We start from the raw sequence: 16,098 nt of genomic DNA, 5'->3' as shown, positions 1-16,098 counted from the left end.
CCTTCGGGGTGTCGCTCACCGGAGCAGGCCCTTCATCTCGTGCACCGGGGTCGCGACCAACTGGCGCTGCTCGGCCTCGGTATTCGCGTCGATCAGGTTCTGGCCGACGGGCAGGTGGCGCACCTTGTCGCGCAGCTTGAACATCGCGTCGATCAGCATCTCCGGCCGCGGCGGGCAGCCCGGCAGGTACATGTCCACCGGGACCACGTGGTCCACGCCCTGGACGATCGCGTAGTTGTTGAACATGCCGCCCGTGCTGGCGCACACGCCCATCGAGAGCACCCACTTCGGGTTCGGCATCTGGTCGTAGATCTGGCGCAGCACCGGCGCCATCTTCTGGCTCACCCGGCCGGCGACGATCATCAGGTCGGCCTGCCGCGGCGAGGCCCGGAACACCTCCTGACCCCAGCGCCCGGAGTCATAACGCGGCGCGCCGTAGGTCATCATCTCGATCGCGCAGCAGGCCAGGCCGAACGTGGCCGGCCAGAACGACGCCGACCGCATATAGCCGAACAGGTTCTCGATCGTGGTCAGCAAGACCCCGCTCGGCAGTTGCTCCTCGACTCCCATGACGTGTCTCCTCCTCTCAGTCCCAGTCCAGCCCGCCGCGCCGCAGCACGTAGACGTAGGCCAGGAAGACGGTGACGATGAACAAGACCATCTCCACCAGGGCGAACAGTCCGAGCTGGTCGAACGTCACCGCCCACGGGTACAAGAAGACGATCTCGATGTCGAACACGATGAACAGCATTGCGGTGATGTAGTACTTCACCGGGAAGCGGCCACCGCCGATCGGCTGCGGGGTGGGCTCGATGCCGCACTCGTAGCTGTCGTACTTCGCCCGGTTGTAGCGGCCGGGACCGACGATCATCGTGGTCAGGATGGTCAGCCCGACGAACGCGGCGGCGATCGCCAGCATGATCACGATGCCGAGGTACAGACTCGTCATGCCGTGCTCCTGTTCTGCGTCTCGATCCTGTTCATGCGGCGGGCGCGATCCGGCTCAGCGTGTTGATCACCTTGTCCGACGCGTCGCCGTCGGTGCTGTCGTGCAGGTTCGCGAGCAGCTTCAGCGTGAACCGCATCAGCGAGCGGCGCGGGAGGCCGTACGTCGTGCAGATCCGCATGATCTCCGGCCGGGCGATCAGCTTCACGAAGATCCGGCCCAGCGTGTAGTAACCGCCCAGCGACTGCTTCATCCGCACCGGGTACGCGCGCAGGGCGCGTTCGGCGCCGGCGGTCCCGGCCCCGCGATAGTGCGCCTCGGCGATCGCCTCCGCGGCGACGTCGGCGGACTCCATCGCGTACGCGATCCCCTCGCCGTTGAACGGGTTCACCATCCCGCCGGCGTCACCGACCAGCACGAGCCCGCGGGTGTAGTGCGGCTGCCGGTTGAAGCCCATCGGCAGCGCGGCGCCGCGGATCGGCATCGTCATGTTCGCGTCGCGGAAGCCCCACTCCTCCGGGGTGTTCGCGAGCCAGCGCCGGAGCAGGTCGCGGTAGTCGGTCTTGCCGAACGCCGAGCTGGTGTTGAGGATGCCGAGGCCGACGTTGGACGTACCGTCGCCCATGCCGAAGATCCAGCCGTAGCCCGGCAGCAGGTTGCTCTGTCCCGGTTCGCCGTCCCACAGCTCCAGCCAGGACTCGAGGTAGTCGTCGTCGGTCCGCGGGCTGGTGTAGTAGGTGCGGACCGCGACTCCCATCGGCCGGTCGTCGCGGGTGGACAGCCCCATCGCCAGGCTCAGCCGGGAGGAGTTGCCGTCCGCGGCCACCACCATCGGCGCGCGGAAGATCCGGCCGTCCTTCGTCGTCACCCCGACGATCCGGTCGCTGCGGTCGTCCAGGATCGGAGCGGTCACGTTCGCCAGCTCGTAGAGCTTGGCGCCCGAGGCCACCGCGTTGCGGGCCAGCAGGTCATCGAAGTCGGCCCGCGGCCGGACCAGGCCGTAGGACGGGAAGTCGGCCAGCTCGGGCCAGTCGAGATGGAACGGCTGCTGCTTGCCGCCGTAGATCCGCAGACCTCTGTTGTGCAACCAGCCGGCCTGGGTGCTGGTGTCGATGCCGAGCTTGATCAGCTGCCGGGTGGCGCGCGGGGTCAGCCCGTCGCCGCACACCTTCTCCCGCGGGAACTGGGACTTCTCCAGCAGCGCGACGTCCAGGCCGCTGCGGGCCAGGTAGGTCGCCGTCGCCGATCCGGCGGGTCCGGCGCCTACCACGATCACGTCGGCCTCGACCGCCGCCGACTGATCGGACATCGCCTTCGCCTCTCCTGCTACCCGGGTGGAAACCCACCGCTACGTCTCGAAACGGACTTAGTGAAAAACTTCACGAACTACCTCGACTGGAGAGTCTACGACTTCACCAAGCACTCGGGGAGCAGGGCACCGGGGCCGATTCGGCGCCGACTTCCCAATCCTGCAAGGGAAATTACGCACCATTGGGCTTGCGTATTTCGATGGACCCCGGCCCGCCCGGGCGGTCCGCGGCCCGGTTGACGCGTTTCTGCCGCTCGACCACCGATCTGGGCGCGAAATGGGGCTCTTGGGCGTTCGAGCGGCAGATTCGCGTCAACGGGTCGAGTGCACCCCCATCACCGCTGGGGACCGGACCCGCTGCCCGACTGAGCCCAGTCGGCCAGGTCGGTCGGGGTGTCCACGTCGGCGGTCAGCTCGGCGGCGAGACCGACCCGCCGGCGATCGACCAGAGCGGCCACCAGCGCGCGGGCCGAGGCGTCCTGCCCGCGATCGGGACCGGCCGCGTCCATCAGTCGCCGGACTCCCGCCCGGCGCAGGGCGAGCTGCAGGGGCTGCTCCCGACCGGACGCGTCGACTCCGACGACGGCGTCCGCCGCCGGGTCGTCGAGCAGCACCGCCAGCAGCTCCGTGGCCGCTCGGCCGCCGCGGGGGGCGTCGCCGGGAAGGACGAGCACGACGTCATCGGCCGCGGCCCCGGCGTCCACGGCGATCAGTCCGGCGATCATGCCGGCCGCCGGCCCGCCGCCGGGCGGGTCCTCGCGGACGTAGCGGATCGGCTCGGCGGACCCGAGGTCGAGGGCTGTGCGCGCCGGGCCGACCACGATCAGCCGGGAGCCGGCGGGCAGCCCGGACACCGCCAATTCCAGCAGCCGCCGGGGCCCCAGGCTCGCCGCCAGCTTGTCCGAGCCGAACCGGCGAGACGCGCCCCCGGCCAGCACCACCGCCCAGACCGTGCCCGGCTCCGGCGCGCGCCCTTCGCCAGGCTCAGGGCACATGGTCTGCACGCGGTCGTCAGCCGCCGAGGGCATCGCGCATCGGCACCAGCTTGGCGGCCGCCTCGGCCAGCTCGGCCTCCGGGTCGGAGCCGGCCACGATGCCGCAGCCGGCGAAGAGCCGGATCTGGCGGGAATCCGTCTCGTCCAGCTGACCGCAGCGCAGCGCGATCCCCCACTCGCCGTCGCCGCGGGCGTCGATCCAGCCGACCGGACCGGCGTAGCGCTCCCGGTCCATCTTCTCCAGCTCGGCGATCATCGCCCGAGCCGGCGCGGTCGGCGTTCCGCAGACCGCCGCGCTCGGGTGCAGCGCGGCGGCGAGCCGGAGCGCCGAGGTGCCCTGGTCAGCGACCGCGGTCACGTCGGTCGCGAGGTGGAGCACGTTGGGCAGCTCGAGGACGTACGGCGCGTCGGGGACGTGCATCCCGGAGCAGAACGGCGCCAGCGCCCGGGCCACCGACGCCACCGCGTACTCGTGCTCCTCCAGGTCCTTGCTCGACCGGGCCAGCGCGGAGGCCAGCGCGAGGTCACGCTGGCTGTCGCCGGAGCGGCGGATGGTGCCGGCGAGCACCCGGGAGGTGGCCAGCCCGTTCTCCTGCCGGACCAGCATCTCCGGGGTGGCGCCGACCAGGCCGTCGACCCGGTAGGTCCAGCAGCGCGAATACTCCGCGGCCAGCCGGCCGACCAGCCAACGCGGGTCGATCGGTTCCGCGGCCCGGGCGAGCAGGTCGCGGGCCAATACGACCTTGTCGACCTCGCCGGCCCCGATCCTGCGCACTGCCTGGGCGACCGCGGCCTCCCACTGCGGGCCGGTCAGGCCGCCGTCGGCATAGGACACCGAACGCGGCGGGCGGGCCGGCGCCGGCGCGGGACGTACGTCGTCGTGCCGGAACTCGGGCCCGATCCGGGTCATCCAGCACCGTCCCCGGCGGCGCCCGACGATCGTCTCGGGCACGGTCAGCACCGAGCGCACATGGGTGTTGTCGGGGTCGAAGACGAAGCTGCCGAACGCCATGAAACCGGCACCGGCCGGCGCGTCGCCCAGCTCGCTCACGGCGACCACCTGGCCGACCAGGTCCGACCACCACTGGTCGGCGTCGAGCACCGTGGTCGGCTTGTGGGTGACCACCTCGCCCCAGCCGACCATGCCGTCGCCGTCGCGGATCCAGGCGAACGCGTCGCGCTCGGGCAACCAGTCGAGCAGCCGGCCGGGATCGTCGATCTCGACCGTCCGGGCGTACAGCCGCGGCGGGGTGTCGGGCCAGGTCACGCCGGACAGCGTAGCCAGATGATGCATCGTCGTCGGCTCAGCGCTTCTTCTGCCGCAGCGCCTCGCGCTCCTTCTTCTGCTGGTCCAGCAGCTTCTGCTGCTCGGCCTGCCTGGCTCGCAGCGACTCGGCGTCCATCGAGTTGAGCAACACGAAGGCGGCGATCGCGGCGATGGCGAAGGACCACAGCGGCGAGCCGCCGAGCAGCATCGGGAACGTCACCAGCAGCACGACGTCGAAGCCGCGGAACAGGTTGGTCATCATCCCGGGCGGGATCGCGCCGGCCTGGGTGGAGACCATCGGCGCACCGAAGTCGATGCCCTTGGCCTGGGTCCAGCGGACCGCGCCGAGCAGGCCCGCGGCGGCGGTGGCGAGCGCCATCGCGCTCGCCTCCGTGATCGGCTTCTGCGTCACACCGGAGCCGAACCCGCGAAACGCCGCCGTCACCGCGATGGCCCAGAGCACCGCGACCCCAGCCGGTACCGCGATCGAGGCGAGCTTCAGCTGGGACAGCGAGAACGGCAGCGAGCGCGCCATCCCGCCCGACCGGGTCAGCACCCGCAACCCGCCGAGCATCGAGATCAGCGCGCCGAACAGGGCGAGGGCGCCGAAGACGGGACCGAGCACGCCCATCCCGAGCGCGTCGGCGGCGTACGGCACGATCACCGTTCCGGCGACGACGATCAGCGGTTGCGGGAATCGCCGGACCCGTTGCAGCTCGCGCCAGATCAGCGCGCTCAGCCCGGAGCCCCGGCCGGCGACCGGCTTGACGTGTCCGATCTCCATCGCCCGGCGGGCGACCAGGATGTCGCGGGCGAGCCCGATGTCGAGGGCGAAGAACGCGCCGGAGACGCCGCGGATCAGCGACCCGCCGCTGACCAGCCGGGCGCGCTGGATCCGGCTGATCCGTACCCGGGCCAGGATCGCGCCGGCGACCAGCCCGACCGCGGCCACGGCCCCGACCACGACACCGACCTCACGCGCCAGGTCGGTGCTCAACGGCGAGCCGAACCAGTCGGCCGCCACCCCGATCACCACCATCAGTGCGGCGATGCCGAGCAGGGTGAAGACGTACGTCGTGAAGCGGGTCAGCCGGCGCCGGTCCTTGCCCTGCTGGGCGCCGGCGAACGCCACGGCGGCCGCGGTCGACAGCGCGGTGGCCGTGGTGATGATCAGCACCGCCTGCAACGCGGAGCCGGTCAGTGCCGACACCAGCGCACCGATCACCGCACCGCCGAGCGCGCCGACGACGATCGCGCTGACCAACCGCCGGCCGAGCAGCGCAGGCCGGGAAACGGGTGTGTCCAGCAGCCAGGAGCCCTCGGCGGCGGAGGCCAGCACCGGCCCGAACAGTCGGCTGGCCGCGAGCGCGGCGGCGACCGCCAGCGCGAATGCCGCCCACGGCAAGATGGCCCGCGCCGACAGGCAGGAGGTGCTGTTGCAGGAGGCGACCACCGTCTGCGCCTTGAGGATGACGTTGACCACCATCGCGCCGATCATCAGCGCGGCGATCACCACGATGTAGGCGTCGTGGAACGCCTCCAGCAGGTTCTTGGTGGCCCGGCCCGTGCGCCAGTCCTTCATCAGCCGGCGCAGCTCCCGCGCGGGTGCCGGCGGCAGCGCCGGGGACTCGTCGGCGCCCTCGAAGCCCGCGTCGGCGGGAACCGCGGTCATCGCCGGGGCCTCTCGGCTGCGACCGGCGCGACGCGGCGAACTCGGATCCTTTGCGATGGTTCGGATCCCGTGCAGGGGATCCGAACCATCGCCAGGGATCCGACGTGCGGGTGAGGGCGGCCGTGCGGGTGTGGGCGGCGCTGGGCGGGCATCCCGGTCATCCGCGGGTCCCGCCCAGCTGCAGCACGCGGGTGGCGACGGCCTCGACCAGGCTCGGCTCGTGGCTGGCGAAGACGATCGCCAGGCCCTGCGAGCGCTCGTGCTTCAGCCGGTTGGCCAGCCAGGCCACGCCTTCGGTGTCCAGCCGCTGCTCCGGCTCGTCCATGATCAGCAACTTGCGCGGCCGGACGAACGCCGTGGCGAGCGCGAGGCGGCGGCGCTGACCGGAGGACAGCGTGCCCGGCAGCTGACCCGACTGCGGCACCAGCTGGACCTCCTCCAGCACCTCGTCGACCATCTCATCCGGGTCGGTCAGGCCGTGCGCCCGGGCCAGCAGGTCGAGATGCTCGACCACGCTCAGATCGGGGAAGAAGTCGAGGTCGTCGATCACCGTGGCCACGTTGCGGCGGATCTCGGGTGAGGACTCCACCATCTTCGTGCCGAGCACCTCGATGCTGCCCTCGTCGGGCCGGTCGGCACCGACCAGGCAGCGCAGCAGGGTGGACTTGCCGGCACCGTTGCGGCCGGTCAGGGCAATGGCCTCACCCGCACGTACCTCCAGGTTGAACTTGTCGATGATGGTGTTCGGCCCGAAGGCTCGTTTGAGCCCCTGGACCTTCAGCACGGTCGGACGTTTGGCCATGGGGGCGATTCTGCCTGCCCGCACCCAACCTGCCGGTCACGACGCGGGAAACGGGATGGTCCGGGTCCCGGACCATCGTCCCGCCTCCGGGCCGGCCAATCCGATCGGGGCCCGGCGTCGAAATGCTCACTGGGAGGGCCACCGCGCCGGGTCGGGGCCTCGGGGATGCGTTGCCGGAGGGCGCTGGAGGTGGAAGTCTCGCCGATGATGAGCGTTCCACCTCCACCGCCCGGCGAGCAGGGCTCCGACCCGGGCGGTTCGGGGGCGGCCACGGCCGCCGGTGAGCTGGTGGACCTGCTGCGCCGCAGCGCCCGCGGCCACGAGGACGCCTTCGCCACCTTGTACGACCGCACCAGCGCGCGGATCTACGGCATCGTGCTGCGGGTCCTGCGTTCCCCGGAGCAGGCGGCGGAGGTGACCCAGGAGGTGTACGTCGAGGTCTGGCGGCAGGCCGCCCGCTATTCCCCGGAGAAGGGCAGCGTGCTGGCCTGGATGGCCACCATGGCGCACCGCCGGGCGATCGACCGGGTCCGCTCGGTGAGCAGCGAGACCGCCCGCGACGCCCGCTATGCGCTGGAGGTGGCCGCCCCCGCGCAGGACCACGTCTGGACCGGGGTGGAGCAGAGACTCGACGTGGAACGGGTCCGCCGCGGACTGACGACGCTGACCGGGATCCAGCGCGAGGCGATCGTGCTGTCCTACTTCGGCGGCTACAGCCAGAGCCAGGTGGCAGCCCTGCTCGACCTGCCGCTCGGTACGGTCAAGACCCGGATCCGGGACGGTCTGATCCGGCTCCGGGACGCGCTGGGGGTGGAACGGTGAGCGAGTTCCACGTCGAGATCGGCGGCTATGCGCTGGACGCCCTGGACGAGGGCGAGCGGGCCGCGTTCGAGCGGCACCTGGCCGGCTGCGAGCAGTGCCGCCGAGAGCTGGCCGAGTTCACCGAGACCGCGGCCCGGCTGGCCGCGCTGAGTGAGACCGCGCCGCCGCCGGAGCTGCGGTCGGCGGTGCTGGGCGCCATTGCCCGGGTACGTCCGCTGCCGCCGGAGACCGCGGCCGACCCGACCACGCCGGCCCAGACCGCGCCCGCACCGACCACGCCTGTGCAGTCCACGCCTGTGCAGTCCACGCCTGTGCAGACCACGCCCGCCCCGACCGCGCCCGCACCGACCGCGCCACCGCAGCAGGCCCGGCCGACGGCCGCCCAGCCGCGACGAGCCCAGCCGCGGCGGGCCCGGCCGGAGAGCCCGCCCCCGGCCGACGAGGTCACCGAGCGGCGGTTGCGTCGTCGCTCCCGGCTGTTGACCCTGGCCGTGGCCGCCGCGATGGTGGTGGCGCTGGCCCTCGGGGGCTGGACATACGTGCTGCATCGCGACCAGCAGGTCGCCGCGGCGAACGCGGCGGCGGCCACCCGGCTGCTGAGCGCGCCGGACGTGCGGACGTACCCGGTGCAGGTCGCCGGCTCGCCCGCGACGTTCGTGGTGTCGAGGGCGCTGGACCAGGCCATGTTCGTCGGTGCGTCGCTGCCGCCCGCGGCGGCTGGGCGGACGTACCAGTTGTGGACGCTCGACCCGGACAAGAACGCGACCCCGGACGTCGTGTTCGCCGGCGGCCCCGACACCAGGGTCTTCATGACCGGCGACATCGCCGGCGCGGCCGCGGTCGCGGTCAGCGACGAGCCGGCGGGCGGCTCCGCCCGGCCGAGCGACGTGCTGGGGCTCGCCGGGCTCACGTCCTGAACCCGGCGCCGCGGCCGGGACCGCGCCGTTTTCGTCGGTGGCACCTGGCACGCTGTCCGATGTGCCCGAGAGCGACCGAACCCGACCTGAGCAGACGCGCGCCACCTTGGCCAAGCGACGAGCCGACGTGGCGAGCATGTTCGACGGGGTGGCCGACCGCTACGACCGGACCAACGACGTCCTCTCGCTGGGCCAGGACCGGGCCTGGCGCAAGGCAGTCGTGGCCGCGGTGGACCCGCAGCCGCGGCAGCGGATCCTCGACCTGGCCGCCGGCACCGGCACGTCCAGCGTGCCGTTCGCGTCCGCGGGTGCGCTGGTGGTGCCGACCGACCTGTCGCTCGGCATGCTGCGGGTCGGTCACGAGCGCCGGCCGGCGCTGTCGTTCGTGGCCGGCGACGCGCTGGCGCTGCCCTTCGCCGACGACGTGTTCGACGCGGTGACGATCTCGTTCGGGTTGCGCAACGTCGAGGACACCGCCGGCGCACTGCGGGAGCTCTGCCGGGTCACCCGACCGGGCGGGACGCTGGTGGTCTGCGAGTTCTCCACGCCCACCTGGAAGCCGTTCCGCGGCGTCTATCGCAACTATCTCCTCGGCGCGCTGCCCGCGGTCGCCAACCGGGTCGCGTCCAACCCGGCCGCCTACAGCTATCTGTCCGAGTCGATCCTGGCCTGGCCCGACCAGGTGGAGCTGGCCGAGTTGATCGCCCGGTCCGGCTGGAGCCGGGTGGAGTGGCGCAACCTGTCCGGCGGGATCGTCGCCCTGCACCGGGCCAGGGCGTGAGACCGATCATGGGGCCGGGGACTCGGGTCGTGGCGCGGCCGATCGTGCTGGACGCGGTCGCCGCCGCGGCGTGTCCGGTCAAGACCCGGCACGCGTACGAGTGCGCCGGCGACCCGGAGGTCGAGGCCGCGGACGCACGCGTCGGCCAGGCTGAGCGGGAGCACCAGCGAGCCGCGTTCGTGGCCGACGTGCTGGCCCGCTGGGCCGCCCTCGTCCCGGACGCCGTCGACCTGCGCCCCGTCGAGGACCCGGCCGCTCGGGAGGCGGCGACCCTCGCAGCGATGCGCGGCCGGAGCCGGCTGATCATCGGTCCGGCGCTGCCCGCCGACCCGGGCGGTCACCGGTCCGGCGCGCCGGAGGCACTGCTGCTCGCCGGCGGCCCCGCAGCGGAGCGAGCCGGCGGTCTCGCAGCAGAACGAGCCAACGGCCCTGCAGCTGCACGAGCCGACGGCCGCCCGGTCTATCGGCCGGTGCTGGTCCGCTGGCACCGGGTGCTGCGCGGGCTGCGGCTGGCTGACCCGGCCGAGGGCGCCGAGCCGGTCGCGACGGTGGAAGCCGTGCCGGAACGGCCGTGGGCTGCCACCCTGGCCAGGCCCGACCGCCGCGACGCGGTGCCGGTCGAGCGTGGGCTGCGGCTGGAGTCCCGGCTGGCCGACTTCCTCCAGCTGGCCCATCACCACCGGCTGCTCGCGGCGGCCGGTTTCGCCGGCGAACCGTGGGGCGCGGTGATCAGCACCGACGAGCCGGCCGACGCCGCCGGCTCGCCGGCCCTCACCTGGATCGAGCTGGACCGGCCGGTGGTTCCGGTCGCCGATCACGACTCCGGCGTCCAGCCGAGCGGCAGCGGCCGGCACCTCGAGCCGCTACTGCGGCGCGCCGACGTCGAGTTGGCCCGGCGGGTGGCGATCGCCGATGCCGTCCGGGGCGGCACTGTCGATCCGCGGGCCGTGGTCGAGCCGGTCGTCGTGGACGAGTGCCGCAGCTGCCCGTGGTGGAGCGCCTGCCGCTCCGAGCTGGATCCCGACGATCTGTCGCTGCGGCTCGCCCGCGGCCGGCTGGACCGGTCCGAGGTGATCGCCCTGCGGGAGCGGCGGGTGCGCACTGTCGCCGAGCTGGCGTCGGCGGACCTGAGCACGTTGCTGCCGACGTACCTGCCGGCGGTCGCGCACCGCCCCGACGCCGAGAGCCGGCTGCGGACCCTGGCCCGCCGGGCCCGGATGCTCGTCCGCGGCGAGCCGATCGAGCGTGAGACGACCGGTCCGATCCACGTCCCCGCCGCAGCGCTCGAGATCGACCTCGACATCGAGACGTCCGCCGGCGGGCGGATCTATCTGTGGGGCTTCGAGATCGACGACGGGGGCGCGGCGCGCTATGTCGCGTTCAGCCGGTTCGCCGAGCTCGACGACGCGGGCGAGCTGGAGCTGGCGCGGGAGGCGCTGCGCTGGCTCCGCGACCGCGTCGAGGGGGCCGCCGCGTCCGGGCCGGGCGGCGACGGCGTCCGGGTCTATCACTACAGCGGCTACGAGGTCGCCATGATCGACGCGCTGGCCGCGCGGGCGCCCGGCGACGAGCTGCTGGGGTGGGCGAGGACGTACGCCCGGACGGAGTTCGTCGATCTGCTCGAGATCGTGCAGGCGAACTTCTTCGGCGCGGCGGGGCTCGGCCTGAAGCAGATCGCGGTGACGGCCGGCTTCCGCTGGCGCGACAGCGAACCCGGCGGCCTCAACTCCCAGCTCTGGTTCGACGACGCGCTGCACGCGGACGATCCGGGACGGCGCGACGCGGCCCGCCGCCGGGTGCTCGCCTACAACGAGGACGACGTCCGCGCCACGGCCCGGCTCAGAGGCTGGCTGCGAGCGCAGTGATCGCGCGGTCGAGCGCACGCCGTCCGGCCCGGTCGACGACCGCCCGGACGACCTCGATGCCGCTGGGCGGATCGGCGACCGCGACGGCCAGCTCGGCCGCGGTGCGGACCGTGATCGGGCTGATCCCGAGCGCCGCGACCAGCGCCGCAAGGTCCGCTCCGGTCGGCGTGGCGAAGACCCGTTCGTGGTCGGCGGCGTGCTCGGGCCGGCCGTGCTCCAGCGTCGCGAAGATGCTGCCGCCGGCGTCGTCGGCGACTACGATCCGCAGGTCCGGGCGCGGCTCGCTCGACCCGATCAGCAGGCCGTTCAGGTCGTGCAGAAACGTCAGGTCGCCGACCAGCGCGTGGGCGGGCGTGGCCGTGGCGAGCGCGACCCCGACCGCCGTCGAGATCGTTCCGTCGATCCCGGCCAGGCCGCGGTTGGCATAGACGTCGCCCAGGTCGGCGCGGATCGGCGCCAGGTCCAGGTCGCGGACCGGGTTGCTCGAGCCGACCACCAGCGGGGTCTCCGGTGGGATCGAGCCGACCAGCGCCGCGGCGAGCCCCGGCCCGGTCAGGCCCTGCCCGGTGAGGGCGTGGTCCGCCAGCAGGGCAGCGATGTCGTCGACCAGCCGCCGGTCGGCCCGCTGCCAGCGCGTCAGCCAGTTCCGGTCGCCGGGCGCCAACTCGACCGCGTCGAGCACCCGCGGCGCCACCCGCCCGGGATCGGGCCAGCCGGCGCGCTCGGCGACAACGATCTGCTCGACGTCCGTCCTGGTCAGCAACGCGGACACCGGTCGCGAGAGGGTCGGCCGGCCGACCACGACCACACGCTCGATCTCGGCAGCGAGCGCCCCCGCGGCCAGCGCCAGCCGTCCGGCGGCGAGCGCGACCGGCCCGCGCCGGGCGTTGCTGGACGGCTCCGCGATCAGCGGAACCCCGGCCCGGGCGCACTGGGCGGCGATCGCCCGGCCGGCCGCCGGGGAGGCGTCGCCGGCGACGACGACGGTCCGCGGGCCGGGCGCCAGGGTCACCGGCTCGGCCCCGAGGGCGCCGGCGATCGGGCTCGGCCGGACCACGTCCGGCCCGGCCGGACCGGACGGGAGCAGCGGATCGGCCAGCGAGACGTTCAGCTGCACCGGGCCGGGGTCGCGGGTGCGGGTTCCGCGGGCCAGCGTGACCAGCCGCTCCGTCTCCGCCCGCCACGCACCCGGCCGCCACTTGTCGTCGATCGCGGCGAAGCCGCGGACCGCCGGCCCGAACAGCCGGAGCTGATCGGTGGTCTGGTTCGCGCCCGAGTGCCGCAGCTCACCGGGACGGTCGGCGGTGATCGCCAGCAGCGGGATCCCGGCGGCGTCCGCCTCGAGCACCGCCGGATGCAGGTTGGCCGCCGCCGTGCCGGAGGTGGTGACCACCGGCACCGGGCGGCCGCTCGCCTTGGCCAGGCCGAGGGCGAGGAAGCCGGCGGTCCGCTCGTCGATCCGGACGTGCAGCCGCAGCAGCCCGGCTGCATCGGCCGCCGCGAGGACGTACGCGAGGGGCGCGCTGCGCGACCCAGGCGCCAGCACCGCATCGGTGACGCCGGCGCCGATCAGGGAGCCGACGATCGTCCGCGCACAGGCGAGCGCAGGCTCGCTCACCCGGCCAGCCGTTCGGTCTGCACGAGCCGAGCCTGCCAGAGCGCGCGCGCCGCCGGATCGGCGGCGCAGCGGTTGAGCGCCGCCTCGTCGACCCGCAGCTCGGCGACCGGCAGCCGGCCGTCCCGGGCGATCAGCGGCTCCCCGACCAGGTCGTCGTCGAGCAGCGCGACCGTGTTCAACCCGCACGCGTACGGCAGGTCCGGCAGCGCGGCCGCCAACGCCACCCCGGCCCGGATCCCGATCGAGGTCTCCAAGGCGCTGGAGACCACCACCGGCAACCCGATCCGCTCGGCCAGCTCAAGGCAGGCCCGGACGCCGCCCAGCGGCTGGACCTTCACCACGGCGATGTCGGCCGCGCTCAGCCGAACCACCCGCAGCGGGTCCTCGGCTCGCCGGATCGACTCGTCCGCGGCGACCGGCACGTCGACTCCGCCGCGGGCCAGCCGGCGGCGCAGATCGGCCAGCTCCTCGACGCTCGCGCACGGCTGCTCGGCATATTCCAGGCCGTGCCGGGCGAGCCTGGTCAGCGCGCCGAGCGCGGTGTCGACGTCCCAGCCTCCGTTCGCGTCCACCCGCACCCGGCCGGCCGGTCCGAGCGCGGCACGGACCGCCGCAACACGGTCCAGATCGTCGGCGAGCGACTGCCCGGCCTCGGCCACCTTGACCTTGGCGGTCCCACACCCGGACCGGCGGACGATCTCGGCCGCCGTCTCCGGCCCGACCGCCGGGACCGTGCAGTTCACCGGGACGCTGTCGCGCACCGGCGCCGGCCAGCCGGCGTCCGCCGACTCCCGCGCGGCCCGCAGCCACGGCACGATCTCGGCGCCCGCGTAGTCCAGGAACGGGCTCCACTCCGCCCAGCCCGCCGGCCCGCGCCAGACCATCCCCTGCCGCCGGGTCAGCCCGCGGAACCTGGTCCGCAGACCGATCTCGTACGTCCACACGGGTGGCGAGGCTAGCCTGTGGCCGTGATGCTGGTGCCGGTAGAGACCGGACCGCCGGACGGCGGCCGCGACTCCGGGCTGGACGCCGCGCTGGGCCGAGCGCTCGGCGGCGGTGCGCCGGTGGCGCCGCTTCCGGCGAACCCGGTGGAGCGCGGGGCGGTGCTGGCCATGCTGGCGCCGGACGAGCCGGTCGAGGAGTCCGATGCCGTCGCGGTGGTGGCCACCTCCGGCAGCACCGGCCGGCCGAAGGGCGTGGTGCTGTCCCGCGCCGCGGTCGCGGCCTCCGCCACCGCCACCCACGCCCGGCTCGGTGGTCCCGGCGACTGGCTGGCCGCGCTGCCCGCGCACCACGTGGCGGGATTCATGGTCCGGGCCCGGGCGCTGCTCGCCGGGACGGCGATCCGCGACGTCGGGACCGACCTGGTCGGCCTGCCCGCCGCGGTCCGCGGGACGCGCCGGCCGACGTACCTCTCGGTGGTCGCGACCCAGCTCACCCGGGCGCTGGCCGACCCGGACCTCTCCGCGGCGCTGGCCCGGCTCGACGCGGTGCTGCTCGGCGGCGGGCCGCCGCCCGCCGGGTTGCTGGACCGGGCCGCCGCCGCCGGGCTCCGGATCGTCACGACGTACGGCATGAGCGAGACCTGCGGCGGCTGCGTCTACGACGGCGCGCCGCTGGACGGGGTCGAGGTCGCGCTCGGTGCCGGCGGGGCCATCTCGATCGCCGGCCCGACCTTGTTCACGAGTTATCGGCGGCGCCCCGACCTCACGGCGGCCGCGCTGGCCGGCGGCGGCCTCCGGACCAGCGACCGCGGCCGCTGGAACGACGGGCGGCTGCAGGTGCTGGGCCGCTTCGACGACGTGGTGATCAGCGGCGGCACCAACGTCGATCTGGCGGCGGTCGAGCGTGCCGCTACCCGCTGGGCCACGCAGCGGAACGCCGGCATCGCCGTGATCGGCGTGCCCGACCCGGAGTGGGGCACCGCCGTCGTCGCGGTGACCGACGCAGCGGAGCGGCCCGGCGGCCTGGAGGACCTGCGCGCCGACCTCGGCCGTACGCTGCCGCCGCCCGCGCTCCCCCGCCGGCTGGTCCACCGCGGCTCGATCCCGCGGACCGCCGGTGGCAAGATCGACCGGCACCGGCTGCGCGGCGAGCTCGCCTCGGCCGCCGACCCGGACAACGAGTGAGAAGGAGAGCGATGAGCGCCGAGGTGTGGTCCACCCCGACGCCGGCCCAGTGGCTGGCGGGCGCCCGCCCGCGTACCCTGCCGGCGGCGGTCTCGCCGGTGCTCACCGGGACCGGGGTGGCGGCCTACCTCGGCGGCTTCGACGCCGCGACCGCGCTGCTGGCCCTGGTGGTGAGCCTCGCCCTGCAGGTCGGGGTGAACTACGCCAACGACTACTCCGACGGCATCCGCGGCACCGACCACGCCCGGGTCGGGCCGCTGCGGCTGGTCGGCTCGGGACTGGCGAAGCCGGCCAGCGTGAAGGCGGCCGCGTTCGTCGCCTTCGGCGTCGCCGCTGTCGCGGGGCTCGCCATCGTGGTGCTGACCGGGCACTGGTGGCTGCTGGCCGTCGGCGTCGCCTGCGTCCTCGCCGCCTGGTTCTACACCGGCGGCACCCGCCCGTACGGCTATCTCGGGCTGGGCGAGGTGTTCGTCTTCGTGTTCTTCGGCCTCGTCGCGGTCTGCGGCACGACGTACGTCCAGCTCGGCCGGGTCCCGCTCCCGGCGGTGGTCGCGAGCGTGGGCATCGGCGCCCTGGCCTGCGCCATCCTGGTCGCCAACAACCTCCGTGACATCGTCGGCGACCGGGTGGCCGGCAAGCGGACGCTGGCGACGCGGCTGGGTGACCCGGCCACCCGGCGGCTGTACGTCGGGCTCGCCGGCGTCGCCGCGCTCTGCGTGGGCGGTGTCGCGGTCCTGACCACCCCCTGGGCGCTGCTCGGACTGGCCGGATTCGCGCTGCTCGCTCCGGCGATCCGCGGCGTCGTGACCGGCGCCGTCGGACCCGCTCTGATCGCGGTGCTGAAGGCCACCGGCAGCGCCGAGCTCGCGGTGGCGGCGGCGCTCGCCCTCGGCCTGGTGATCGGCGCCTGAGGCACTGCCCTTCCGGCAGACCTGACTCGCTGCCCTTCCGGCAGACCTGAGGCACTGCCCGTCC

Annotated in this window: 15 protein-coding genes; 6 read left to right on the top strand and 9 right to left on the bottom strand. The window is 74.0% G+C overall.

What is annotated here, in order from left to right; genetic code table 11:
- Nucleotides 1-15 precede the first annotated feature (15 nt).
- The 7 genes from ABD747_RS07060 to ABD747_RS07030 form a co-directional block, all read right to left on the bottom strand.
- The gene (locus ABD747_RS07060; protein WP_344802802.1) at nucleotides 16-570 is read right to left on the bottom strand and encodes a NuoB/complex I 20 kDa subunit family protein; all 555 of its coding nucleotides are present in this window, start codon (nucleotides 568-570) and stop codon (nucleotides 16-18) included.
- Between the two features lie 16 nt (nucleotides 571-586).
- Nucleotides 587-949 (bottom strand): NADH-quinone oxidoreductase subunit A, encoded by a 363-nt coding sequence (locus tag ABD747_RS07055; protein ID WP_344802800.1) that lies wholly within the window; start codon nucleotides 947-949, stop codon nucleotides 587-589.
- Nucleotides 950-980: 31 nt separating this feature from the next.
- Nucleotides 981-2,255 (bottom strand): geranylgeranyl reductase family protein, encoded by a 1,275-nt coding sequence (locus ABD747_RS07050; RefSeq protein ID WP_344802798.1) that lies wholly within the window; start codon nucleotides 2,253-2,255, stop codon nucleotides 981-983.
- 335 nt (nucleotides 2,256-2,590) lie between these two features.
- On the bottom strand, nucleotides 2,591-3,250 hold the full coding sequence (mobA, locus tag ABD747_RS07045) for a molybdenum cofactor guanylyltransferase (RefSeq protein ID WP_344802796.1): 660 nt from the start codon (nucleotides 3,248-3,250) through the stop codon (nucleotides 2,591-2,593).
- A gap of 16 nt (nucleotides 3,251-3,266) precedes the next feature.
- Nucleotides 3,267-4,544, bottom strand: a complete 1,278-nt coding sequence (locus ABD747_RS07040; RefSeq protein WP_425562493.1) for an isochorismate synthase — start codon at nucleotides 4,542-4,544, stop codon at nucleotides 3,267-3,269.
- 10 nt (nucleotides 4,545-4,554) lie between these two features.
- Entirely contained in the window at nucleotides 4,555-6,189 is a 1,635-nt protein-coding gene (locus ABD747_RS07035) for a DUF6297 family protein (RefSeq protein ID WP_344802792.1), read from the bottom strand.
- A gap of 157 nt (nucleotides 6,190-6,346) precedes the next feature.
- On the bottom strand, nucleotides 6,347-6,991 hold the full coding sequence (locus ABD747_RS07030; RefSeq protein ID WP_344802790.1) for an ABC transporter ATP-binding protein: 645 nt from the start codon (nucleotides 6,989-6,991) through the stop codon (nucleotides 6,347-6,349).
- Nucleotides 6,992-7,198: 207 nt separating this feature from the next.
- On the opposite strand from ABD747_RS07030, the gene sigK reads away from it, so the two are divergent.
- The 4 genes from sigK to ABD747_RS07010 all read left to right on the top strand — a co-directional run bounded on the left by sigK (nucleotide 7,199) and on the right by ABD747_RS07010 (nucleotide 11,376).
- On the top strand, nucleotides 7,199-7,813 hold the full coding sequence (gene sigK / locus ABD747_RS07025; protein WP_344802788.1) for an ECF RNA polymerase sigma factor SigK: 615 nt from the start codon (nucleotides 7,199-7,201) through the stop codon (nucleotides 7,811-7,813).
- Nucleotides 7,810-8,730 carry an anti-sigma factor gene (locus tag ABD747_RS07020; RefSeq protein WP_344802786.1) on the top strand — a complete coding sequence of 307 codons (921 nt, stop codon included), beginning with the start codon at nucleotides 7,810-7,812 and terminating at the stop codon, nucleotides 8,728-8,730. The genes sigK and ABD747_RS07020 overlap by 4 nt, the downstream gene beginning before the upstream one ends.
- A 61-nt stretch (nucleotides 8,731-8,791) precedes the next feature.
- Complete coding sequence (locus tag ABD747_RS07015) at nucleotides 8,792-9,511, top strand: demethylmenaquinone methyltransferase (RefSeq protein ID WP_344802784.1); 720 nt, start codon at nucleotides 8,792-8,794, stop codon at nucleotides 9,509-9,511.
- A 29-nt stretch (nucleotides 9,512-9,540) separates the two neighbouring features.
- Nucleotides 9,541-11,376 (top strand): TM0106 family RecB-like putative nuclease, encoded by a 1,836-nt coding sequence (locus ABD747_RS07010; RefSeq protein ID WP_344802782.1) that lies wholly within the window; start codon nucleotides 9,541-9,543, stop codon nucleotides 11,374-11,376.
- Here the strand turns inward: ABD747_RS07010 and menD are convergent.
- Nucleotides 11,351-12,994, bottom strand: a complete 1,644-nt coding sequence (gene menD, locus ABD747_RS07005) for a 2-succinyl-5-enolpyruvyl-6-hydroxy-3-cyclohexene-1-carboxylic-acid synthase (RefSeq protein WP_344802780.1) — start codon at nucleotides 12,992-12,994, stop codon at nucleotides 11,351-11,353. The two genes, ABD747_RS07010 and menD, sit on opposite strands and share 26 nt — an antisense overlap.
- Nucleotides 12,991-13,938: an o-succinylbenzoate synthase gene (locus tag ABD747_RS07000; RefSeq protein ID WP_344802778.1), complete on the bottom strand. Its 948-nt coding sequence runs from the start codon at nucleotides 13,936-13,938 to the stop codon at nucleotides 12,991-12,993. The genes menD and ABD747_RS07000 overlap by 4 nt, the downstream gene beginning before the upstream one ends.
- A gap of 27 nt (nucleotides 13,939-13,965) precedes the next feature.
- Between ABD747_RS07000 and ABD747_RS06995 the strand changes: the two genes are divergently transcribed.
- Both ABD747_RS06995 and ABD747_RS06990 read left to right on the top strand, forming a co-directional pair.
- Nucleotides 13,966-15,123 (top strand): AMP-binding protein, encoded by a 1,158-nt coding sequence (locus ABD747_RS06995; RefSeq protein ID WP_344802874.1) that lies wholly within the window; start codon nucleotides 13,966-13,968, stop codon nucleotides 15,121-15,123.
- Between the two features lie 11 nt (nucleotides 15,124-15,134).
- Nucleotides 15,135-16,034: a 1,4-dihydroxy-2-naphthoate polyprenyltransferase gene (locus ABD747_RS06990; protein ID WP_344802776.1), complete on the top strand. Its 900-nt coding sequence runs from the start codon at nucleotides 15,135-15,137 to the stop codon at nucleotides 16,032-16,034.
- Nucleotides 16,035-16,098 lie beyond the last annotated feature (64 nt).

Origin of the sequence: Microlunatus ginsengisoli (assembly GCF_039537205.1) — a bacterium.
Lineage (GTDB): Bacteria > Actinomycetota > Actinomycetes > Propionibacteriales > Propionibacteriaceae > Microlunatus > Microlunatus ginsengisoli.
This window is presented reverse-complemented; position numbering and strand designations above follow the sequence as displayed.